The 21,684-nt window shown below is 68.9% G+C and carries 23 protein-coding genes; 11 read left to right on the forward strand and 12 right to left on the reverse strand.

The window, feature by feature from the left end; genetic code table 11:
- Positions 1–9 precede the first annotated feature (9 nt).
- On the forward strand, positions 10–4,281 hold the full coding sequence (locus tag ALI144C_RS24455) for a GH92 family glycosyl hydrolase (protein ID WP_076989460.1): 4,272 nt from the start codon (positions 10–12) through the stop codon (positions 4,279–4,281).
- Positions 4,282–4,337: 56 nt separating this feature from the next.
- Complete coding sequence (locus ALI144C_RS24460; protein ID WP_076989461.1) at positions 4,338–5,318, forward strand: LLM class flavin-dependent oxidoreductase; 981 nt, start codon at positions 4,338–4,340, stop codon at positions 5,316–5,318.
- Here ALI144C_RS24460 and ALI144C_RS24465 read toward each other — a convergent pair whose 3' ends face one another.
- The 4 genes from ALI144C_RS24465 to ALI144C_RS24475 all read right to left on the reverse strand — a co-directional run bounded on the left by ALI144C_RS24465 (position 5,319) and on the right by ALI144C_RS24475 (position 8,527).
- The gene (locus tag ALI144C_RS24465; protein WP_237774288.1) at positions 5,319–5,708 is read right to left on the reverse strand and encodes a Uma2 family endonuclease; all 390 of its coding nucleotides are present in this window, start codon (positions 5,706–5,708) and stop codon (positions 5,319–5,321) included.
- Positions 5,690–5,908 (reverse strand): hypothetical protein, encoded by a 219-nt coding sequence (locus ALI144C_RS57685; RefSeq protein ID WP_237774289.1) that lies wholly within the window; start codon positions 5,906–5,908, stop codon positions 5,690–5,692. The genes ALI144C_RS24465 and ALI144C_RS57685 overlap by 19 nt, the downstream gene beginning before the upstream one ends.
- A gap of 122 nt (positions 5,909–6,030) precedes the next feature.
- Entirely contained in the window at positions 6,031–7,986 is a 1,956-nt protein-coding gene (locus ALI144C_RS24470) for a S8 family serine peptidase (protein WP_076989462.1), read from the reverse strand.
- 247 nt (positions 7,987–8,233) lie between these two features.
- Positions 8,234–8,527 (reverse strand): zinc-binding dehydrogenase, encoded by a 294-nt coding sequence (locus tag ALI144C_RS24475; RefSeq protein WP_076989463.1) that lies wholly within the window; start codon positions 8,525–8,527, stop codon positions 8,234–8,236.
- Positions 8,528–8,545: 18 nt separating this feature from the next.
- Here ALI144C_RS24475 and ALI144C_RS56825 point away from each other — a divergent pair, with 18 nt between their 5' ends.
- Positions 8,546–8,689, forward strand: a complete 144-nt coding sequence (locus ALI144C_RS56825; RefSeq protein ID WP_202819050.1) for a hypothetical protein — start codon at positions 8,546–8,548, stop codon at positions 8,687–8,689.
- A gap of 9 nt (positions 8,690–8,698) precedes the next feature.
- Here ALI144C_RS56825 and ALI144C_RS24480 read toward each other — a convergent pair whose 3' ends face one another.
- Positions 8,699–10,345 carry a right-handed parallel beta-helix repeat-containing protein gene (locus ALI144C_RS24480; protein ID WP_076989464.1) on the reverse strand — a complete coding sequence of 549 codons (1,647 nt, stop codon included), beginning with the start codon at positions 10,343–10,345 and terminating at the stop codon, positions 8,699–8,701.
- Between the two features lie 54 nt (positions 10,346–10,399).
- Here ALI144C_RS24480 and ALI144C_RS24485 point away from each other — a divergent pair, with 54 nt between their 5' ends.
- The gene (locus ALI144C_RS24485; RefSeq protein WP_076989465.1) at positions 10,400–11,308 is read left to right on the forward strand and encodes a TetR/AcrR family transcriptional regulator; all 909 of its coding nucleotides are present in this window, start codon (positions 10,400–10,402) and stop codon (positions 11,306–11,308) included.
- Here ALI144C_RS24485 and ALI144C_RS24490 read toward each other — a convergent pair.
- Genes ALI144C_RS24490 through ALI144C_RS24505 form a run of 4 tightly spaced genes read right to left on the reverse strand, consistent with a single transcriptional unit; the run spans position 11,305 to position 13,846 of the window.
- The gene (locus ALI144C_RS24490; protein ID WP_076989466.1) at positions 11,305–12,036 is read right to left on the reverse strand and encodes a CHAT domain-containing protein; all 732 of its coding nucleotides are present in this window, start codon (positions 12,034–12,036) and stop codon (positions 11,305–11,307) included. The two genes, ALI144C_RS24485 and ALI144C_RS24490, sit on opposite strands and share 4 nt — an antisense overlap.
- The gene (locus ALI144C_RS55705; RefSeq protein ID WP_076989467.1) at positions 12,033–12,254 is read right to left on the reverse strand and encodes a hypothetical protein; all 222 of its coding nucleotides are present in this window, start codon (positions 12,252–12,254) and stop codon (positions 12,033–12,035) included. Before ALI144C_RS55705 ends, ALI144C_RS24490 begins: the two co-directional genes overlap by 4 nt.
- A 55-nt stretch (positions 12,255–12,309) precedes the next feature.
- Complete coding sequence (locus ALI144C_RS24500; protein ID WP_076989468.1) at positions 12,310–13,008, reverse strand: histidine phosphatase family protein; 699 nt, start codon at positions 13,006–13,008, stop codon at positions 12,310–12,312.
- Positions 13,009–13,018: 10 nt separating this feature from the next.
- Complete coding sequence (locus ALI144C_RS24505; RefSeq protein ID WP_193441223.1) at positions 13,019–13,846, reverse strand: undecaprenyl-diphosphate phosphatase; 828 nt, start codon at positions 13,844–13,846, stop codon at positions 13,019–13,021.
- 150 nt (positions 13,847–13,996) lie between these two features.
- Between ALI144C_RS24505 and ALI144C_RS24510 the strand changes: the two genes are divergently transcribed.
- From ALI144C_RS24510 to ALI144C_RS24530, 5 genes are all read left to right on the forward strand, one after another.
- A complete protein-coding gene (locus ALI144C_RS24510) occupies positions 13,997–14,974 on the forward strand; it encodes an aldo/keto reductase (protein ID WP_076989470.1) in 978 nt (325 codons plus the stop codon).
- A gap of 78 nt (positions 14,975–15,052) precedes the next feature.
- On the forward strand, positions 15,053–16,063 hold the full coding sequence (locus ALI144C_RS24515; protein ID WP_076989616.1) for a YncE family protein: 1,011 nt from the start codon (positions 15,053–15,055) through the stop codon (positions 16,061–16,063).
- Positions 16,060–16,272, forward strand: coding sequence for a DUF5703 family protein (locus ALI144C_RS24520; protein ID WP_054291956.1), 213 nt, complete (start codon positions 16,060–16,062; stop codon positions 16,270–16,272). The genes ALI144C_RS24515 and ALI144C_RS24520 overlap by 4 nt, the downstream gene beginning before the upstream one ends.
- A 76-nt stretch (positions 16,273–16,348) precedes the next feature.
- Entirely contained in the window at positions 16,349–17,002 is a 654-nt protein-coding gene (locus ALI144C_RS24525) for an HD domain-containing protein (protein WP_076989471.1), read from the forward strand.
- 121 nt (positions 17,003–17,123) lie between these two features.
- Positions 17,124–17,543, forward strand: a complete 420-nt coding sequence (locus ALI144C_RS24530; protein WP_076989472.1) for an ester cyclase — start codon at positions 17,124–17,126, stop codon at positions 17,541–17,543.
- A 92-nt stretch (positions 17,544–17,635) separates the two neighbouring features.
- On the opposite strand, the gene ALI144C_RS24535 is transcribed toward ALI144C_RS24530, so the two are convergent.
- Entirely contained in the window at positions 17,636–17,998 is a 363-nt protein-coding gene (locus ALI144C_RS24535) for a helix-turn-helix domain-containing protein (protein WP_076989473.1), read from the reverse strand.
- Positions 17,999–18,135: 137 nt separating this feature from the next.
- Between ALI144C_RS24535 and ALI144C_RS24540 the strand changes: the two genes are divergently transcribed.
- Entirely contained in the window at positions 18,136–19,086 is a 951-nt protein-coding gene (locus ALI144C_RS24540; protein WP_202819058.1) for a D-2-hydroxyacid dehydrogenase family protein, read from the forward strand.
- 69 nt (positions 19,087–19,155) lie between these two features.
- A complete protein-coding gene (locus ALI144C_RS24545) occupies positions 19,156–19,974 on the forward strand; it encodes a peptidoglycan-binding protein (RefSeq protein ID WP_076989475.1) in 819 nt (272 codons plus the stop codon).
- A 13-nt stretch (positions 19,975–19,987) separates the two neighbouring features.
- Here ALI144C_RS24545 and ALI144C_RS24550 read toward each other — a convergent pair whose 3' ends face one another.
- Positions 19,988–21,028, reverse strand: a complete 1,041-nt coding sequence (locus ALI144C_RS24550; RefSeq protein ID WP_076989476.1) for a hypothetical protein — start codon at positions 21,026–21,028, stop codon at positions 19,988–19,990.
- 10 nt (positions 21,029–21,038) lie between these two features.
- Positions 21,039–21,536, reverse strand: coding sequence for a hypothetical protein (locus ALI144C_RS24555; protein WP_076989477.1), 498 nt, complete (start codon positions 21,534–21,536; stop codon positions 21,039–21,041).
- Positions 21,537–21,684: the final 148 nt, after the last annotated feature.

Genomic DNA, 21,684 nt, shown 5'->3' on the forward strand with positions numbered 1-21,684 from the left:
GGCACGCTCATGGAGCAACGCCGGACCGGCTGGCCGAGACCTGCGATCACACGCGTGGCGGCCGCTGCCGTCGGCGTGACACTGGTGACCACCATGCTGGCCACCCCGGCCGCCGCCCAGCCGAGCGGCCCGACCGACTTCGCCTCGTCGTTCGAACCCGGTGACCCGCGGCCGGACTGGACCGACACCGCCGAGAAGGCCTCCGGCGTCACCGGCGACGACCCCACCCGCATCCCCGGCGACATCACCGACAAGGTCGCCGCGGTCACCGCCAACGGCGAGAACTCCGGCTCCGGCGAGGTCAAGGAAAACCTCGTCGACCACGACCCCGGCACGAAATGGCTCGTGTTCGAACGCACCGGGTGGGTCCAGTTCACGTTCACTGAACCCGTCGACGTCGTCCGCTACGCCCTTACCTCCGCCAACGACGCCGCCGGCCGCGACCCCCGCGACTGGATCCTCAAGGCCTCCGACGACGGCCACAGCTGGACCACGCTCGACACCCGCACCGGCCAGACGTTCGCCCGGCGTTTCCAGACCAACGAGTACACGTTCACCGGCGGCGCGAAACACCGGCACTACCGGCTGGAGTTCACCGCCAACAACGGCGCGGACATCCTGCAACTCGCCGAGGTCCAGTTCTCCGGGACCACCCCGCAGGCCGAAACCCGCATCGCCGTCGCACCGAACATGAGCACCGCCGTCGGCGACGGCCCCACCAGCGCGTTCACCGCCAAACCCAAAGCCGGGTTCACTGGACGCAAGGCCCTGCGCTATGTCGGCACCCACACCGCCACCGGCCGCGCCTACTCGTACAACAAGGTGTTCGACATCAACGTTGTCGTCACCTCGACCACGCGGCTGTCCTACCTGCTGTTCCCCGAGTTCCTGCTCGACGACCTGACCTACCCCAGCACCCACGCCGCCATCGACCTCGCGTTCACCGACGGCACCTACCTCAGCGACCTGGGCGCCCTCGACCAGCACGGCAACCCGCTGACCCCGCAGGGCCAGGCCGCGTCCCGCACCCTCTACACCCAGCAGTGGAACCACGTCGCGGCCGACATCGGCACCGTCGCCGCGGGCAAGACCGTCGACCGGATCCTGCTCGCCTACGACAACCCGAAGGGCCCCACCGGGTTCAAAGGCTGGGTGGACGACGTCAAGATCGTCGGCACGCCCGCCGACCCGGTCAGGGCGACCCCCGCCGACCACGTCCTGACCACCCGCGGCACCAACGCCACCCACGCCTTCTCCCGCGGCAACAACTTCCCCGCCACCGCCGTCCCGCACGGCTTCACCTTCTGGACCCCCGTCACCAACGCAGGCTCCACCAGTTGGCTCTACGACTACGCGCGCGGCAACAACGCCGACAACCGGCCCACCCTGCAAGCCTTCTCCGCCAGCCACGAACCCAGCCCCTGGATGGGCGACCGGCAAACCTTCCAGGTCATGCCGTCGCTGACCGGCGGCACCCCCAACGCCGCCCGCACCGCCCGCGCGTTGCCGTTCGAACACGGCAACGAAACCGCCACCGCCCACTACTACCGCGTCCAGTTCGACAACGGCGTCACCACCGAGATCGCCCCCACCGACCACGCCGCGCTGCTGCGGTTCGGCTTCCCCCGGGGCACCACCGACGCGGCCAACCTGATCTTCGACAACGTCACCGACGACGGCGGCCTCACCCTCGACCCCGACACCCGCACCATCACCGGCTACTCCGACGTCCGCAGCGACCTGTCCGCGGGCGCGAGCAGGCTCTTCGTGTACGCCACCGTCGACAAACCCGTCACCGCCAGCGGCGCGCTACCCGGCGGCGGCGGCCCGAACGTCACCGGCTACGTCAAACTCGACACCACGGCCGACACGACCGTGACCCTGCGGATCGCCACGTCACTGCTGAGCGTCGAGCAGGCACGCCGCAACCTCGACCAGGAAATCAGCGCCACCGACACCGTCGACACCGTCAGCGCCCGCGCGCAAGCCGCGTGGAACGCGAAACTGCGGATCATCGAGGTCGAAGGCGCCACCCCGGACCAGCTCACCACCCTCTACTCCAACCTCTACCGGCTGTTCCTCTACCCCAACTCCGGCTTCGAGAACACCGGCACCCCCGCCGACCCGGTCCACCGCTACGCCAGCCCGTTCGTGCCCAACACCGGCCCGCACACCCCGACCCGGACCGGCGCCAAGATCGTCGACGGCGAGGTCTACGTCAACAACGGCTTCTGGGACACCTACCGCACCACCTGGCCCGCCTACACCCTGTTCACCCCCACCCAGGCCGGTGCGATGATCGACGGGTTCGTCCAGCAGTACCGCGACGGCGGCTGGATCTCGCGCTGGTCCTCGCCCGGCTACGCCAACCTGATGACCGGCACCAGCTCCGACGTCGCCTTCGCCGACGCCTACCTCAAAGGCGTCACCAACTTCGACATCCGCGGCGCCTACGACGCCGCGATCCGCAACGCCACCGTCACACCACCCCACCAAAGCGTCGGCCGCAAAGGCATCGACAGGTCCATCTTCCTCGGCTACACCCCCACCTCCACCGGCGAAGGCATGTCGTGGGCGTTGGAGGGCTACATCAACGACTTCGGCATCGCGCAGATGGCCAAGGCACTCGCCGACATAACCACGCCGGGCGACCCACGCAGACAGGAATACCTCGAGAACGCCGAGTACTTCCGCAACCGCGCCCAGAACTACGTCACCCTGTTCGACCCCGCCGTCGGTTTCTTCCAAGGCAAAACCGAGAACGGCGCGTGGCGCGCCACGCCCGACACGTACGACCCGCGCGAATGGGGCCACGACTACACCGAGACCAACGGCTGGAACATGGCCTTCACCGTCCCCCACGACGGCCAAGGCTTGGCCAACCTCTACGGCGGCCGCGTCGAACTCGCCACCAAGCTCGACGCGTTCTTCACCGAACCCGAAACCGCCCGGTTCCCCGGCTCCTACGGCGGCACCATCCACGAAATGCTCGAAGCACGCGACGTGCGCATGGGCCAGTACGGGCACAGCAACCAGCCGTCGCACCACATCCCGTACATGTACGACTACGCCGGCCAGCCGGCCAAGACCCAGCAGAAGGTCCGCGACGTCACCAGCCGCCTCTACCTCGGCAGCGAAATCGGCCAGGGCTACCCCGGCGACGAGGACAACGGGGAGATGTCCGCGTGGTGGCTGTTTTCCGCACTCGGGTTCTACCCGCTGCAGATGGGCGCACCCACGTACGCGATCGGTTCACCCCTGTTCACCAAAGCCACGGTGAACCTGGAAAACGGCCGCAGGATCGTCATCAACGCACCGAAGAACTCCCGGCGGAACATCTACGTCCAAAGCCTGAAGGTCAACGGCGCGCCCCACGACAAGACCTACCTCACCCACGACCTGCTCACCGGCGGCGCCACACTCGACTTCGACATGGGCCCCGCGCCCTCCACGTGGGGCGGCGGCGCCGACGCCGCCCCACCCTCGCTGACCACCGGCGACCAGGTCGCCAAACCGTTGCGTGACACCTCGAACCTGACCGGGCCGCTGTTCGACAACAATTCCCAGACCGAAGCGACTGCCACCACCGTCGACTTCGCCCCGCCCCGTCCACACGACGTCGTCGACTTCTACACCGTGACCTCCGGGAAAACCGCCGCCGCCGATCCCCGTGACTGGGTGCTCACAGGCTCCTTCGACGGCGAACACTGGGCCGTGGTCGACACCCGCACGGCCCAGGGCTTCGCGTGGCGCCAGCAGACCAAGCCGTTCAAACTCGCCAAACCCAGCCGCTACACCCACTACCGGCTCGAGTTCAGCCGCCCGTCCGGCGTCGCGGAACTGGAGTTTCTCGCCAAACCCACCCCGGGCTGTACCCAGACGATCACCGGCACCCACCACGGGCCCCTGCGCGTCACCGGCGTGCTCTGCCTCACCGACGCCGTCGTCATCGGCCCCGTCCAGATCGACGCCGGCGGCTCGCTGTACGCGTTCGGCAGCACGATCACCGGACCGGTCACCGGCGACCAGGCCGCCGCCGTCGCCTTGATCGGCACCCGGGTCACCGGCCCGGTGAGCCTGGCCGGAACCCGCGGTGAACTCACCATCGGCGCCACCACCGTCGCCGGGCCCGTGTCCCTGGTGGACAACACCGGCCCGGTCATCGGCTCGTCCCGCGTCACCGGCCCCATCGCCTGCACCGGCAACACCCCACCACCGGCCAACAACGGACTGGCCAACACGATCACCGGCCCCCGCGTGGGCCAGTGCGCTCACATCTAGCCACGCCACTGTGGGTGGGCCTGGCCACGCCCCACCCACAGGTAGGATCTTTTCCCGTGGACGTCTACCTGCTGATCCTCGGGGATCACCTGCCGGACCCACGCACCGGACGGACACTGTCCGAACCGGACCGCATCCGCGCCATGGTCGACCAGGCGGTCGTCGCCGAACAAGCCGGGTTCACCGGCGTCGCCATCGGCGAACACCACTTCACCCACTACATCGTCTCCGCACCGGAACTCCTGCTCGCCACCATCGCGGCCCGCACCAGCACCCTGCGGCTGTCCACCGGCGTCACCCTGCTGGCCCACCGGGACCCGGTCCGCGTCGCCGAAGAACTCGCCACCCTCGACGTCCTGTCCGGCGGGCGAGCCGAACTCATCGTCGCCAGGGGCGTGTCGACCGAAACCGATGTCGCCTTCGGCATCTCCCCATCGGACCTGCGGCCCCGGTTCCACGAATACCTGCGGCTGCTGCTGCAACTGCTGCAGGAACGCGACGTCACCTGGCACGGCGACTTCCGCAGCCCCCTGCGCAACGTCACCACCACACCCCGCCCGATCCAGCAACCACACCCGACGCTGTGGGTCGGCAGCGGATCGGCGAACTCCGCGGACTTCGCCGCCGAACTCGGCATGCCCCTCATGCTGCCCAGCACCCTGCGCGACCCCAGCGTGTACACCGACGTCGTGGCCCGCTACCGCAGCTTCACCTCCGGCCGGGTCGCCATGCCCAGCCACGTCTACGTCGCCGACTCCGGCGCGCGGGAACGCTGGAAGCCGTATCTGCGGGCGTATGCGGAGTTCGCCAGCCCGTGGCGTGGCGATGGGGCGTCCGTCGACGTGGACCGGCTGATGGAGGGCGCCGCGATCTGCGGGACGCCGGAGGAAGTGGCCGACCGGCTCAACGCCCAGCAGAAGCTGCTCGGGTTGGACGCGCACCTGGTGCTCATCGACATCGGCGGGCTGCCACCGGACGAGGTGCTCGCCGCGATCAGGCTGTTCGGCGAGAAGGTCATCCCCCAGCTCGACAGCTGATCAGTCCAGCAACGCGGTCAGATCGACGTCCAGCGCAACCGGCTCCGAGGTCGAGAACTTGCCGGCGGCTTCACCGTTGGCGACGTATCCGAACTCGTCGGTGAGCCGAAACGCCAGCGAGGAAACCGGCTCGTCGAGGTCGAGAATCCAGTAATGACGGATCCCGGCGTCCGCGTACTCGTCCCGCTTGATCCTGTAGTCCATCCGGCGAGAACCGGGCGACACGGTCTCCACGACGAGCAGCACCTCAGAGGCCCGAAGTACCCGCCGCTCGGCACGGGCCCATTTGCGATCCGCACGATCGACGATGATCAGATCGGGCCTGCGAACGGTCCCCGGTTGGTCCCCGGGCACGAGCTCGAGATCGACATCTATGTCGAGCAGGGACACCAGGTTCGGCGGAGCTGAGGACGCAACTGGACTCCCAGCTCAGAACACGCCATCGAATGCTCCGAGGTCGGGCTCGGCGACACGACGATCTTGCCTTCCTGCAGTTCGCTCCAGTAGTCGGTCTCGCCGAGCGCTGCGTACTCACCGACTGTGCACAGATGTGTGTCCAGATCAGTCGGCAGCTGTTCCATCGCGGTCACGGCTGCTCCTCACGTTGCCCACCGAGCCTGGCATGGCGTGCGAACCCGACAGAGAGCCTACCTGTCACCGTGCGTGTCTGCCCCGCACGAACACACGGTTCGCGCGGGGCAGACCTGCGGTCCTACTGCACGACCAGCGCGTAGTCCGCGTCCGTCGCCGTCGTTTCCACGTGACCGTCCGCGTTGATCTGCGTGGCGAGCACGTCGACCTTCCACGCTCCGGGCGCCGCGGAGTCCAGCAGCACGTTCTCCACGGTGTCCACTGTGTTCGGTGAACCACCCGCTGTGGACTGGGTGCCCGCCGACAGGCCGTTGTTGCCGTAGTACACCGTGCCGTTCGGTGCGGTCACGCGCAGGGTCAGGTCGTTCACGCGCGCCACCGACGCGGTCGGGCTACCGGCCGGATCGGTGTACACCAGCGTCGCCTTCAACGGCTTCGCCGCTGTCACGTTCACCGTGTAGCTCTTGGTCTGGCCCTGCGTCAGCAGGTCCGTCTCGTTGACCAGGACCGGGAACTTCCAGCCGTTGGCCTTGGCCACGGTGTAGGCGTTGCCCACGCTCGCGCTGCCCCAGCCCTGGTGGGTGCGGGTCATGTCGTGCCCGGTGCCGCTGAACGGGTACTGGTTGGCGGTGTTCACCAGCAGGGCCTTCGCCGTCGAGGCGTGCGGCCGGGACGTGAACACGTCACGCGCCTTGCCGGGCGCGCCGTCGAACACACCGTCGGCCCACATCTGGAACAGCAGACCCGCGTTGCCGCACGTGATCGGCGTCGCGCCGCTCGTACCGCCGAACGACGTCGTGTACGAGGTGTCACTCGACGACGAGGTCGTGTCGATCGCGTCGTAGTAGTTCGACAGCTCCGGCTTCAGCCTGCCGTCCGCCGCCGGGCCGATGCTCGCGCCGCGGTTCCACGCGTCGTCGGTGCGCGTCAACGTGTTGCGGTGGTACTGCCCGCCCACCGACAGGACGTTCTTCGCCCACGCCTCCGGCCGCGAGCTGCGGGTGCCCGCGTTGGACTGCGACTGGCAGATCAGGATGTCGTGGTCGAACACGATCTTGTCCATCGCCGCCGACACCGTCGTGTACGCCGTGGTCAGCGAGCTGCCCCAGCTGTTGCTCTGGAACACCGCGCGGTAGTTGCCGGTCGGCGCCACCAGTTCACGCGTGTGCGCGTACCGGTCCGGTTTGTTGTACGTGGCGAACACACCCTGGCCCTCGGGCAGGAAGCCACGCCGGGTCGCGCTCGCGCCCTGGGCGAAGATCTCGCCGTAGGTCGAGGTGCCGTGGCTGGTGTCGGTGGAGTTCGAGCCGTGCATGACCGGCGGCCGGGCCCGGAACTCCTGGTGGGTGGCCCGCAGACCACCGTCCATCACCTCGCCGCGGACGCCCTGCCCGCGGTAGCCGCCCGCCGTCTCGATCGCGTTGGCGCCCGAGGCTTCCCTGGCGGTGTTGATGTCGGTCTCGGGCGCGGACAGCGCGCCGATCGCGAGCACCTCCGGCAGTTCGCTGATCGCGGTGAGCTGGTCCGCGCCCACCGTGACCGACAGGTGCTGGCGGCTTTCGGAGATCATCTGTACCTGTCCGCCCGCGCGGCGGACGCGCTCGGCGACCGCGTTCTGGTCGGTGGTGTCCGGTTCGACCAGGGTGACGAGGTACTGCCCGGCCCCGGCGGCCCTCGACGCCGGTACCGTCGCGCTCTCGACCTTGTCGGCGGGCTGGTAGTCGCCGAGCCAGCGCACGAAATTCAACTCGGACACTGATTTCTTTGTCGACGGGCCCATCCGCACGACATAGGCGAAATCTGGAATGTATGTGCCGATTCGAGCGCCGAGCGAACGCAATTGCGCACGCTGGGCGTCGGTCAAAACACCGCGGAACTGAACGAGATACGCGCCGTTGCCGGACTCGGCAGCGGCGGCCCGCGCGCTGGTTCTGGTCGGATCGAAGGTCCGATTGGCCAGGTAGATGAACTGGGCGTCCTGCGGTGTGTCGGTGCCGACCGCGTTGATGACACCCGTGGCCATCAGTGCGGCGGCGAATACGGAACCCACAAGCACGCCGCGTCGTGACCGCAGCATGAAACAACCTCCGGATCGCAGCAGGGAGTGCCCGAACAGGAGGAAAGGCCCGGGCAGATCACCGACGGTACCGACCGGATGACATTCGGTCAGCCGCCAAACGGCCTACCGGAGAATGTGGGAAAAACTGGGAAAAGGTCCCCCTCTCAATACGGGTCGGACGTGAATTCGCTGGAACCGGCGGTCATTCGTCCGGGCGTGAGCGCCGCTGTGTCACAGGACGATCGAACTAGGCCCGTGGTAATGGTCATGGACGCAGGATGATCTTGCCGATGGCGCTGCGCGATTCGGTCAGTTCATGGGCGCGGGCCGCCTCGGCGAGCGGGATCTCGGCGTGGACGCGAGTGCGGAGCGTGCCGTCCCGGTAGAGATCCCACAGCTCGTCGCGCCATCGCGCGTACGTCTCCGGTTCGCCGCGGGCGATGGCCGCCATCTGGAAACTGATCGCCGAGGCTCCTCGCACCAGCAGTTCGTAGGCGTCGATCACGCCGCCGCCCGAACTGAACGCGACCAGACGCCCGGCGGGGCCCAGTGCGCGCACCGCAAGCGCAAGAACGCCGTGACGGTCACGTCCACGGGCACACGCGTTCTCCGGCGGTGCGCGGAGTTGGCCGAGCAGGCCAACGAGCGGCTGCTCGCACCGCTCAACGCGGAGGAACGCGAGCAGCTGATGGCGTTGATGACCCGGGTGTACGAGGCCTAACGGTGTTGATTAATCGCGCCGCCCGGCCGCGGCGACGATGGCGGCGACCGTGTCGTGGGTGGCGAACTCGGCCTCGGCCAGCACGGTGTTGTCCGCGAGCGTGACCGCGTCAGGAGCCGTGCCGGGGTCGCTGTCCCAGAAGTTGCCGACGAACACGACCTGCTCCAGCGGCGGCGACACCTCCAGGACGACCGGTTTGTCGTTACGGTGGATGACGTTGCCCTGCACGGTCACCCATGAGGCGCCGTAGTCGGTGTAGAGCGCGAAGTTGTACGGCGTGATGGTGTCGCGTACGACGTTGCCACGGATCAGCGCGCCGTTCGCGTGCGAGGTTCCCTGTGTGCCCGCGATGTAGATGCCGCCGCCGTCGGCGAGGACCTGCATGGTGTCGTGCACCAAGTTGTTGAGCACGTGGGTTGCCGTGCCGTCGTAGACCACGATCCCGGCATGGGGCACGTTGCCGATCTCGTTGTGCGCGATGACCGTGCCGGTCGTGCCCGCGAGCAGGATCGCCGGTGATCCATGGTAGTCCAGGCCGATGTCGTGGATGTGGGTGTCGGTGATCCGGCAGTCACGCGCGCCGCCGCCGATCACCACCCCGCCCCCGGCGATCACGTCGACCACGCTGTCGCGCACGACATTGCCCGCGCCGCCCTGAAACTCCAGCGCGACCCCGCCGAGGCGGGTCAGGTGACAGCGGTCGAACGTGATGCCCGAGCAGCCGTGGAAGCGCAGCGCGCCGGGGATGCTCGCCGCGTCGGCCGGGACCTGGACGCTGCCCGCGCCCTCGGCGAAGGTGACGGTCATGATCTCGCCGCCGTCGTAGTAGCCGTTGCCGTGGTAGTGCAGGAACCCCTCGGACGTACTCGGCCGTGACCAGGCGGCGTCCGCGAACGTGATGCCGCGGAACACGACATCACGCGCGTTGTCCGCCCGTACCAACGTGTCCAGGACCGGCACCGTGACGTCCTCGACGGGGTCACCGTCGCGCGGCAGGTAGTGCAGGACGTCGTCGGCGACCGCGAACGTGCCCTCGGTCAGGAACGCCGGGCTGTTCTCGATCGAGGTGGGGTTGTCGACGCCATGGGTCTCCCCCGCGCCCGGGCCGTCCCAGCTGATGACCGACCGGTAGAGCTCGCCCGCCCAGCCGAACGCGGGCTGGGCCATGGTGATCGTGGCCCCTTCCACGCGCTCGACTGGGCAGCGCGCGTGCGACCACGGGTACACACCCTGGTAGACCATCTCCATCTCGCCACGCCACTGCTGCGCCTCGGCCATCACGTAGCCGGTGTCGGTGCGGGTCAGGGGTTGCTCGAGCGTCCGGGACGCGCGGGGGACCCGGCGCCCGGACACCGTCAGCTGGCGGGGTGACAACCCGCGCGCGGGGGCTGTCCAGACACCGTCGGCTCTCCTGCTCCAGTCGCCGATGACGTGGCCGCCGCTGAGCACGACCCGTTCACCGTCGTGGGCCTGAAACGTCACGCCGGAGTCGTTTGCGGTCAGCGTGACCGGCTCGTCGAGGCGGTAGGTCCCGGCCCGCAGCGTGATCACCCCGCCGGGCCCGGCCAGCTCTCTTGCGCGTCGTAATGTGGCCACGGGCTGGTCGATCGTGCCCGCGGCGGTGTCGTCGCCGGACGGGTCGACGAAGAACGGCATGACTGTCCCCTTCGATGTTTATGGCGTATACTCTAGGTATACACCATAAACAAGGTGGGGAGTCAAGTGCCGGATCCGGAACGCACGACCGAACTGCTGTGGGGCACGGGTTCCCGGCGCGGCCTCGACCTGGACACGATCGTGCGGGCCGCGATCGGCATCGCGGACGCCGAAGGCCTCGGCGCGGTGTCCATGCGCCGGGTGGCCGAGCAGCTGGGCTTCACGTCCATGTCGCTCTACCGGCACGTGCCGGGCAAGGCCGAACTGCTCGACCTGATGCGCGACGCGGTCATGGCCATCCCCGAATGGACCGCCCCTGAACCGACCGGCCATGACCAGGCTGACACCGGGCGAACTGACACCGGGCCTTCCGTGACCCGGTCCGGGGATCCGGCGGGCTGGCGCGGCGGCATCGAGGCGTGGGCGCGCGCGGGCCTGGCGATGTACCGCCAACACCCTTGGCTGCTGGAGTCCGGCGGGCCGCGGACGGTGCCGGGACCCAACGCGGTCGCCGGGTTCGAACGGGCGCTGGCGCTGGTGGCGACCACCGGCCTGGCGCCGTCCCAGATCGTGGCGGTGGTGACCCTCGTCGGCGGGTTCGTGGAGAGCGCGGCCCGTCAGATGGTGGACGTAGTCACCGCCGAGCGGGACACCGGTGTGACCCACGAGGAGTTCTGGACCTCGCGGGGGTCGCTGTTCGAGCACTTGGACCGGTACCCGACCCTGCGCCGGATCTACGAACAAGGCGGGTACGACGAGCCCGTCGACCCGTTCGAGTTCGGCCTGCGCCGGGTCCTCGACGGCATCGACACCCTCATCCGTGATGAAAGTCGTGATGATTCTCGGGTGGGGCGTGCGTGCACGGTGTGCGGGTCACCGATCGAACCCACTGGCAAAGGCAGGCCGAAGGCCTACTGCTCCCGTGCCTGTCAGCAACGGGCCTACCGCGACCGCGTGGGCTAACGGCCCAGGTGTATGAAGCAAGCCCATGCGGTGGGGTCACGCCAGTGCCGGTCACGCAGGCTTCGTACGACACGGTGCACCGCATCGGCCACGTGCTCAGGGTCGCGCCACACCGCGGCCGCGATCTGCGGGGAAGTCCGGTCCCGCACGGGCCAGACGGTGGCGACCACGTCGCGGTAGCCGATGAGCTGGAACGCCGCACCGAGGTGGATGGCCTCGTCGAACAACTGCGCACCGCCTTGCGCGGTGCGGCACGCCGACAACACGGCGACCCCGGCGTCCCGCAGGTGCAGGGCGACCAGGTCGGACAGCGCCAGCGGCCCGTCGTGGAGGTGCAACGCGCTGTCGCTGGGCGTCGACAGGTTCTGTTCGCCGTGGCAAGCGAAGTGGACGTGAGAATGCGCCGACAGGGCGTCAAGCACTGCGGACCTGGTGGCGGCGGGCCCGTCGCCGACCACCAGATCCTGGGCCACTCGCCGTCGGGTACACCGGTGTACCCCACGGCGCGCATGACCGTCCTGCCGACGGCGTCCCACAGCCACTCCAGGCAGGCGAGGATCGTCTGCCGCGCCGCTGGGTCCTCGGGACAACTCCGCGGCCGCGCCGAGGCACCGGTAGGCCCAGTCGTCGGCCGTGTCGGCGTCCAACGCGGGCAGGGGCACGACCTCGACGGCATCGGTGGTCACCACCAGGGCGTCGGAGCGGAACCGGTTGGCGTTGACGATCACGACGGGACCAGCCGCGGCGGCGTGGCACAGTTCACCGAACGGCGCGGGTCGCAGGAACCCGGCGAACCCGGGTATGGCGCGGACACACGCCAGCAGGTGGTCCCATTGCCTGGCCAGATCCCTGCAGCGGTGTCGGTGACCGCGCCGCGATCACCGGCGAGCAACCGGCGTAACCGGTCGGACAACTCCCGCTTGACCCGCTCACGATTCTCGGCCATCCGCACCACTCTGGCCGAAACGCCAGCGCCCCGCCATCACATCGGGCACATCCGGCTACTTCCCGGTCGACCCGCCGACCACCGCGTCCGACCCGGACTTCCTCGCGTTCTTCTTCGGCTTCGGCGGCACCACACTCGCCAGGTCACCACCGTTGTCGTTGGTCCGCAGCACGAACGGCCGCGTGTCGGTGTACCGCACCACCGACACCGACGCCGGATCCACCACGATCCGCTGGAACGCGTCCAGATGCTGCCCCAACGCGTCCGCCAGCACCGACTTGATCACGTCACCGTGGCTCACCGCGATCCACACCGCGTGCGCACCGTGCTCCTGCGTCACCCGCGCGTCCTGCGCCCGGATCGCCGCCACCGCCCTGGCCTGCACGTTCGCCAAACCCTCACCACCGGGAAACACCGCTGCCGACGGGTGCTGCTGCACCACACGCCACAACGGCTCCTTGCCCAGCACCGACAACTTGCGGCCCGTCCACTCCCCGTAATCCACCTCGGACAACCGCGCGTCCGTCACCACCCGCAGACCGCGCGCCGAAGCCAACGGCGCGACCGTCTGCTTGCACCGCAGCAGCGGCGACGCCACGATCGCCGCCACCGGCACATCCGCCAACCGCTCCACCAGCTTCGCGGCCTGCTGCACGCCCGTGTCGTCCAACGCGACCTTCGGGGTCCGCCCGGCGAGCACACCGGAACCGTTCGCCGTCGAGCGGGCGTGCCGTAACAGGATCACCGTGGCCATGATCCCGACCTTACGTTGCCGGAATAGCGTTCGTGGCCAGCAACACCATCAACACCACACCCAACACGATCCGATACCACACGAACACCGAGTACGTGTGCTTCGCGACGTACCGCAACAACCACGCGATCGTCGCGTACCCGACCACGAACGCGATCACCGTCGCCACGATCATCTGCGCCGTCGACGCGTGCGGCCCCGGACCCGTCTTGTCCATCACGTCCGGAATGCTGAAAATCCCCGCACCGAACACCGCGGGCAACGCCAACAAGAACGAGTAGTCCGTCGCCGCCTTGCGCTCCAACCCCAGGAACAACCCCGCCGTCAGCGTCCCACCCGACCGCGACACACCCGGCACCAACGCCAACGCCTGCGCGAACCCCATCGTCCAGCTGTCGCGCATCGTCAACGCGCTGCGCACCTGCTTGCCGACCTCATCGGCCACCGCCAGCACCACCGCGAACACGATCATCACCGTCGCGGTGATCCACAAGTTCCGGAACGACGACCGGATCTCGTCCTTGAGCACCACACCCAGCACCGCCACCGGCAACGACCCGATGATCACATACCACGCCATCCGGTACTCGTCCGTGCGCCGCGCCTCAGCGCTGGTGAACCCCCGCAACCACGCGCCGACCAGCTGCCCGATCTTCTTCGCGTAGAAGATCAGCACCGCCAACTCGGTCCCCAACTGGGTCACCGCGGTGAACGACGCACCCGCGTCGGTCCCCCACCCCAACGTCGACACCACCCGCAGGTGCGCCGACGACGAAATCGGCAGGAACTCGGTCAGCCCCTGGACCAGCCCGAGAACGATCGCCTGCAACCAGTCCAAACCCGCTACTCCAAACCCGTCCGCGCCACTGCGACATCGCCGCGACATCCCCCGCGACATCCCTGCGGGGAATCTTGGCCTACGCCCGAACGCGGCCGACCATGGCCCTTGCCCGGCCCCGGTGATCGCCAGCCCTTAGGCTCACGCTCTGTGGAGTATCGACACCTCGGCCGCAGCGGCCTGCGGGTGTCCCGGCTCGCCCTCGGCACGTTGACCTGGGGCCGGGACACCGACGCCGACGAAGCCGCCAACCAACTCACCACCTTCACCGAGGCAGGCGGCACCCTCGTCGACACCGCGGACGTCTACGCCGAAGGCGAGAGCGAACGGATCCTCGGCACCCTCATCGGCACCGCCGTCCCCCGCGACCAGGTCATCATCGCCACCAAAGCCGTCGCCCGCCGCACCGAAGGCCCCTTCGGCGGCGGCGCCTCCCGAGGCGCACTGCTCACCGCACTCGACGGCTCACTGCGCCGCCTCGGCATCGACCACATCGACCTGTGGCAACTCCACGCATGGGACGCGGCCGTACCACTCGACGAGACCCTCGCCGCCCTCGACACCGCCGTCCGCAGCGGCAAAGTCCGCTACACCGGCGTGTCCAACTACTCCGGCTGGCAACTGTCCACCGCCGCCACCATGCAACTCATGTCCGGCGGCGCCGCCCCCATCATCTCCACCCAGGTCGAATACTCACTGGCCGAACGCGGCGTCGAACGCGAAGTCATCCCCGCGGCCGACCACCACGGCATCGGCATCCTGCCATGGGCACCCCTCGGCCGCGGCGTGCTCACCGGCAAATACCGCACCGGCACACCCGCCGACTCCCGCGGCGCCTCCCCCCACTACGCCCCCTACGTCGAACACCACCGCACCGAACGCGCCGCCCGCATCGTGCAGGCCGTCGCCACCGCCGCCGACGGCCTGGGAACCTCCCCCCTCGCCGTCGCGTTGGCCTGGGTACGAGACCGCCCCGGCGTCGTGGCACCCGTCGTCGGCGCACGCGACACCGGGCAACTCACCGGATCGCTCGCCACCGAGGACCTCACCCTCCCCTCGGCCATCCGCGCCGCGCTCGACGACGTCAGTGGGATAGAACTGGGCTACCCGGAGCAACGACTCGGGTGAAGCTTGCCATCCGCACGTGACCTGGCGTACGGAATCGGGGATGCTGGGTGAACTGGACATGACAAACGGAGGTTGCTGTTGCGTCGGCTGATCGCCGCGGTGTCGGGCATGACACTGCTGGCCGGGAGTTCGCTGACCGGATGTTCACAGGCAGCCGAACCACGCGACGAACTCCAGGCCACCGACACCGTGACCGCGGCCCTCCCGGCCACGTCACCGGCCACCTCCACCCCGGTGGGCACCGTCGTCCCCCTCCCCCACAAGATCACCAGCACGGTGGCCGTCCCCCGGACACGCACCCTCGCACTGGCCACCACGGACCCGGCGCTGCTGCTGCTCAACCTCGACGACCCCACCGCACCGGCCCGCACCGTCACCCTGCCCGGCCCGGCGACCGCGCTCACCGCCACCGCCGACAGCCTGCTGGCGTCCATCGGCACCGGCAAACAGGTCGTCACCGTGCCACTGCCCGCACCCACCGCGCTGTCCGCACGACCAGTACAGGGCTCCCCCGGCACCGTCGCCGTCACCGGCGACCGCACCCTGGTCCCCCTCACCGACACCAAAGCCATCGACGTGCTGCGCGGCGGCACCGTCGAAAAACGCATCACCGGCAGCGTGTTCAGCGCCGACCAGGTCCTCACCACCGGCCAGCACGCCGTCGTCCTCGACCGGCTACGCACCGCCCTGTTCGACATCGACCTCACCGACGGCACCGTCGGCGCAGGCCAACGAGCAGGCGCGGGCGCCACCAACGCCACCACCGACCGCTACGGACGAGTACTCGTCACCGACACCCGCGGCGGCGCCCTGCTGGCCTTCACCACCAACCCGGTCATGCTCCGCCAGCGCTACCCCGTCCCAGGAGCGCCCTACGGCATCGCATACGACCCGAAACGTGACCTCGCATGGGTCACCCTGACCGAACGAAACGAGGTGGTCGGCTACCACGTCGCCGGCGGCGAACCCCGCGAAACACACCGGTTCGCCACTGTCGCACAACCGAATTCGGTGACCGTCGACCCGGACAGCGGACGCGTCTACGTCGCATCCGCCACCGGTGGAGGAGTTCAGGTGATGCAGCCATGAACGATGGGGTGGTTGAAGGGGATTGGGAGTACCGGCCGCTCAAGCTGCCACCCGGGGTGTCCCGGGTCAGCGCCGCGGTCCAACTGTCGATCCAGGCGGAATTCGCCGGGTGGGAGCTGTCACGCGTACGGCTCTACGCCGACGGCACCCGCAAAGTCCTGCTACGCCGCAAACGCCCAAGAGCAGGCGTCCCCGGCCTGATGATCTAGCCACACACGAGCCGACCCAGCACCCCGGAGCCCAGCCGGGGCGCGACTGACTGCCGGGATCTGCCAGGGTGGGATCATGACCGACCCGCGGCCCCTGACCGACGACAACCCACTCCCGGACGCCCTCGACGCGCGCCTGCGCAGCCAACTCGGCTTCCTCATCGAAATCGACCGGCTCAAAACGATCCTGCGACAGTCACCACTGGCCGCCACCGACCGCCGCGAGAACGACGCCGAACACTCATGGCACCTCGCCATGATGGTCGTCATCCTCGCCGAACACGCCGACGAACCCATCGACACCGCCCACACCCTCAAACTCGTCCTCGTCCACGACCTCATCGAGATCTACGCGGGCGACACCCCCATCTACCACCCCACCATGGGCGCCGACCAGGTCGAACGCGAAACCGCCGCCGCGGACAAACTCTTCGCCCTCCTCCCACCCGACCAAGCCACCGAGATCCGCGCACTGTGGGACGAGTTCGAAGCACGCCAAACCCCCGAAGCACGCTTCGCCAAAGCCATGGACCGGCTGCAACCCCAACTGCTCAACTGGATGGCCCGCGGCGGCACCTGGCTGTCCCCCGGCATCACCGCCGACGACGTACGCGCCCGCAAGGCTGTCATCGGCGAGGCCTCGGCGCACTTGTGGGACGCCAGCAAACACCTCATCGCCGAAGGCGAACGACGTGGCTGGGCCCGGCCAGGGGTCGGCAGCACCGATTGACGCCGGTCCATTCAGCGGGACAATCGTTCCCTGATCATCGCCTCTCTTGCCATGGTCGACGCCGTGCGCACCCGCGCCCAGGCCGATCAACGGGAGGACGGACCTCCGGGACGAGGAAGCGATGACCAAGACCGCTCACTACAAACGCCTGGTGCTCCAGCTGTGCCGGACCTTCAACGACGGGAACCTGTCCAGGATCGACGACTGCCTGACACCCGACTTCGCCGATTTCCAGGACTCGGCCGGGCCAGACGGGTTCAAAAGCTCCATCCGCACGCTGCGGCTGTCGTTCGAGGACGCCCGCTGGGATGTCCTCGGCCTGGTCGCCGAAGGCTCGACCACAGTCGTCCGGCTCAGGTTCTCCGGGGTGCACGTAGGTGACTACCTCGGAGTGGCGCCGACCCGCTGCCCGGTCAGCGTGGAGCAGGTGCACATCTACGAAGGCCGCGACGGACGCCTCGCCACCCACCACTACGTGCGCGAAGACCTGGAACTGCTCGACCAGTTGGGCGTCCGCCCGGACATCACAGCCACGCGGTGACACACCACGAGACCCGACCGGCCCCAACCAACCGATCCTGCACAGGTCGAACAAATCCACCGTGCCTCAGTCGGGAAAACGGCTGACCCGTGTCAGATTCGCGCTGACCATGTCGGCGGCGCGCCGCACGACCGCCGCGACGGAGACCAACCGTCCACGGTCGAACATCGCCGCACCCACAGCGCCGACCAGCCTTCCGGACGGCGCGCGAACATGCGTGACCCGATCCGATACCGTCCCGCCTCGCGGCGCACCGCGCCGAGACCCGTGAGCTGATCCAGCAGCCGATGGGTGGTCGCCTTGGGCAGACCGGTGGCAGCGGCGAGCTGGGTCGGACCGGCCTCTCCGAACCGGGCAAGTGCCTCCAGCAGGAGAAAAGCACCGTCCAGCACGCCGCGCCCAGCCCCGTCATCGGCGACGCGATGGCCGATTTCCGGTTCCGGTTGGTCATCCATCGCTACCCCCAGCGATCGCCTACATGACTCCTAGGTCGACGAACGCCGTCGCATCGTTAACCACGGCGAGCCAATCGGCGCCCCACTGGCGAAATCGGGTCGCTCCCTCTTCGTGCAGTAGCGTGTCGATCATGACCTTGCGGTGCGCGGTACTCGACGACTACCAGGGCGTCTCACTGGACATGGCCGACTGGTCCGCCCTCGACGGCCACATCGACGTCACCGTCCACCGCGAACACATCGGCGACCAGGACCGCCTCGTCGACCTGCTCATCGACCAGCAAATCATCGTCATCATGCGCGAACGCACCCCGTTCCGCGCCGACCTGCTGCGGCGCCTGCCCCACCTCCAACTGCTCATCACCAGCGGCATGCGCAACGCCTCCATCGACCTCACCGCCGCCGCCGAACACGGCGTCACCGTCTGCGGCACCGCCAGCACCTCCACCCCACCCGCCGAACTGACCTGGGCACTCATCCTCGGCCTGGCCCGGCACCTGGTCACCGAGAACAACGCCTTCCGCGCAGGCGGGCCATGGCAAAGCACCGTCGGCACCGGACTCTCGGGCAAGACCCTCGGCCTCGTCGGCTTCGGCAAGATCGGCATCCAGGTCGCCCGCGTCGCCCGCGCGTTCGGCATGGACGTCACCGCGTGGAGCGCCAACCTCACCGCCGCCCGCACCGACCCCGAAGGCGTCCGCCTGGTCAGCAAGGACGAACTGCTCACCGGCAGCGACATCGTCTCCGTGCACACCGTGCTCAGCGACCGCACCCGCGGCCTCATCGGCGCCGACGAACTGGCCCGGATGCGCCCCGGCGCACTGCTGATCAACACCTCCCGCGCGGCCATCGTCGACCAGCACGCCCTGATCGAAGCCCTACGCGCACGCCGCATCGGCGGCGCCGGACTCGACGTCTTCGACCAGGAACCACTGCCGCCCGACCACCCACTGCGAACCCTGCCCACCGTCCTGGCCACCCCGCACCTCGGCTACGTCACCGACAGCAACTACCACATCTACTTCCGCGAGGCCGTCGAGAACATCCAGGCGTTCATCGCCGGGACCCCCATCCGCGTCATGTCGTGAATTTGTACCCGCCTTGTATCCCTTCTCGTCACGCTGCGCCGTACTGCCGTGACAACGAGGAGGACACACATGCGGATCAAATGGGCCGCCGCGACAGTTGCCGTCGCGAGCGCCGCCGCCATCATCAGCGCCGCACCGGCACAGGCGCTCGCCAGCGTCGACATGGAAAAAGTGCTCCTCGCGGCGCAGATCGACCCCCGCAGGGCGGACTCGGCGATCACCCCCGGCGCCAAGGACCACGTCCTCGCCGTCGAACAAGCCCTGCAGGCCAAAGGCTTCCTCGCCGCGCAGTACGTCGACGGGCACTTCGGCACATCCACCACCACCGCGTACACCAACTACCAGAAGTCACTCGGCTGGACCGGACTGGACACCAACGGCATCCCCGGCCAGACCTCGCTGCAGAAACTCGGCGACGGACGCTTCACCGTCACCCGCGTGGTGACCGCCGGCACCAAGATCACCTACCAGGGCAAGACCATCAACACCCGCACCCGGGACATGCTCAAAGCGGCCGAGGCGCGACTGGGCCGGACCCTCACCATCACACAGGGCTCCTACAACCCGGGCGGGGTCGGCGCGTCCGGCGGCACCCACGACGGCGGCGGCGCACTGGACCTCTCCGTCAGCGGAATGCCGGACGCCACCAAGACCGACGTCGTCCGCAAACTGCGCGAGGCCGGATTCGCCGCCTGGTGGCGCAAGCCCTCCCAAGGCCCATGGGAGCACCACATCCACGCGATGGCCGTGTCCGACCCGCACCAGTCCCCCGCCGCCTGGCACCAGTCCGGCGACTACTACCTCGGCAAGAACGGTCTGGCCAACGGCGCCGCCGACGACGGCCCACAGGTCACCAGGCGCACATGGGAAGAGATCCAGCGCGGCTGACCCCCGAGCGTGCTCAGGGATCGGCCAGGGTCCACAACCGTGGCCGATCCCCAGCATGCGTGACCACGTTCAACACACCGTTCACGCACCGCGACGGCGACGCACTGCCCTCGCTGATCTCGACCACATCCACCCGAGTCTGCCCAGGTGTCCAGCGAGCCAACTGTCCTCGCCGCTCCGTGCCGACGGCCTGGCTCAACCAGTAGACCCGGCCACCGCAGGAATGCACACCCGCCGCGTTCGCGTCGAGCACGACCTCCATGTTCGCCCGTCGTGCCACCAGCGGCCCCGGGTTGGCCACACCCACCTCGTACGGCGGGAAATCCGCGGTCAACTCCCAGTCGGCGGTGTGCAGCAGAACCGCCGCACGGCACGCCCGCTCCCCGGTGGACACAGCCTCCGGCGTGAGCGACGCGCCCATCCGGAACCACCGGACGCAGTGCTCGCCGGAGCGCACCTCACGCCACTGCACCGCGTCCAGTTCGGCGGTCAGCAACGAGACCGTCGTCCCGTCCTGTGCGCACCGGTCCATCTTCGGCTCCAGGGTCGCGGCGTCGAGGACCACCAGGCACTGGTCGGATCGCTGGACGACGACCACGCCCGCCGCGACGGCCACCGGCCCGGGGCCCACCCCGGTGGACCGCTCGGCCCGCGCCCCCGTCGCGAGATCCACAGTGGACAATCGACCCGCCTCGACCTCGTGCACCACCAGCCGGGTGCCGTCCAGCGTCGCCGACAACGTCTCCCCGCCGCGCGCGACCTCCGAGCCGTCCTTGGTCACCAGGCGGTGGGATCCGTCCTGAGCCACCACCGGGAACACCGCGCGTTCGACGTCCACGACCGACCGGTCCGCCTGGCCGACCCCGGCCGGTAGTGGCACCTCGCGCCAGTTGAGCTTGCCGCCGGGCACCGCCACCCGCTGCGCGTCCATCACCAAGGGCGTGGCCGCCGCTGGCGGCGGCGGTTCGAGAGGTTTCGCGGGCGGTTCACGCAACAGCACCACCACGAGCACGACAGCCGCGAGCGCGGCCAGTCCGATCCATCCCCGGCGCATTCACCCGAAACTACCGGGACGGGTTGTCGGCCAGGCGGAAGAGGTCGCGCGTCGGGTGCACGTCGACCGGGATGCTCGTCCCGACTTCGACGATCTTCTCGCCGGGGACGAGGTGGGTCGTGGTGAACGGCGGCCGTCCGGGCACGGTGACCAGCATCCGGACTCTGGTGCAGCGGTCGTCCTCGCCGCACCACACGCGTTCCGCGGACGTGACCGTGCCCATGACGCGCACTCCGGCCGTGTCCAGGTCGCGCCACACACGCCGTTCCCGTGCGGTGCCGACGATCGCCAGGACCAGGACGACCACGGTGAGCGGCGTCAAGACGAGGCCGGTCACCAGGACGGCCGTTCTGTCGTCGTCGGGGACGTACCCGCCGACAACGGCCAGCAGGATCACGGGACCGATGCACACGACCACGAGCCCGAGCACAGTCCAGAACGGCTGCTCGAAATAGCGCGCCGGACGACTGACCGGACCTACGGCCTCGGGTGTCTCCCCACCCGTCACGGCGTGACCCGCCCACCACCGGCAAGGGAGTCCGGCCCACTTCGTAAGCACTCTGGCACGAGCGGAAACATAGCCGACCGACCAAGCCCTGGGCTGACCGCCATCGCCCCCGGCTTCTCGTGTGTTGGTGTTCGAGGCTTGTGTATTT

Source organism: Actinosynnema sp. ALI-1.44 (assembly GCF_001984155.1).
GTDB lineage: Bacteria > Actinomycetota > Actinomycetes > Mycobacteriales > Pseudonocardiaceae > Kibdelosporangium.

Bases quoted from the DNA above. Each gene is read 5' to 3' on its own strand.
- ALI144C_RS24455 (WP_076989460.1), top strand. From the start codon at position 10: ATGGAGCAACGCCGGACCGGCTGGCCGAGACCTGCGATCACACGCGTG.
- ALI144C_RS24470 (WP_076989462.1), bottom strand. From the start codon at position 7,986: ATGCTGCGGTCACGACGCGGCGTGCTTGTGGGTTCCGTATTCGCCGCC.
- ALI144C_RS24480 (WP_076989464.1), bottom strand. From the start codon at position 10,345: ATGCCGTTCTTCGTCGACCCGTCCGGCGACGACACCGCCGCGGGCACG.
- ALI144C_RS55705 (WP_076989467.1), bottom strand. From the start codon at position 12,254: ATGGCCGAGAATCGTGAGCGGGTCAAGCGGGAGTTGTCCGACCGGTTA.
- ALI144C_RS24500 (WP_076989468.1), bottom strand. From the start codon at position 13,008: ATGGCCACGGTGATCCTGTTACGGCACGCCCGCTCGACGGCGAACGGT.
- ALI144C_RS24520 (WP_054291956.1), top strand. From the start codon at position 16,060: ATGAACGATGGGGTGGTTGAAGGGGATTGGGAGTACCGGCCGCTCAAG.
- ALI144C_RS24525 (WP_076989471.1), top strand. From the start codon at position 16,349: ATGACCGACCCGCGGCCCCTGACCGACGACAACCCACTCCCGGACGCC.
- ALI144C_RS24530 (WP_076989472.1), top strand. From the start codon at position 17,124: ATGACCAAGACCGCTCACTACAAACGCCTGGTGCTCCAGCTGTGCCGG.
- ALI144C_RS24535 (WP_076989473.1), bottom strand. From the start codon at position 17,998: ATGGATGACCAACCGGAACCGGAAATCGGCCATCGCGTCGCCGATGAC.
- ALI144C_RS24545 (WP_076989475.1), top strand. From the start codon at position 19,156: ATGCGGATCAAATGGGCCGCCGCGACAGTTGCCGTCGCGAGCGCCGCC.
- ALI144C_RS24550 (WP_076989476.1), bottom strand. From the start codon at position 21,028: ATGCGCCGGGGATGGATCGGACTGGCCGCGCTCGCGGCTGTCGTGCTC.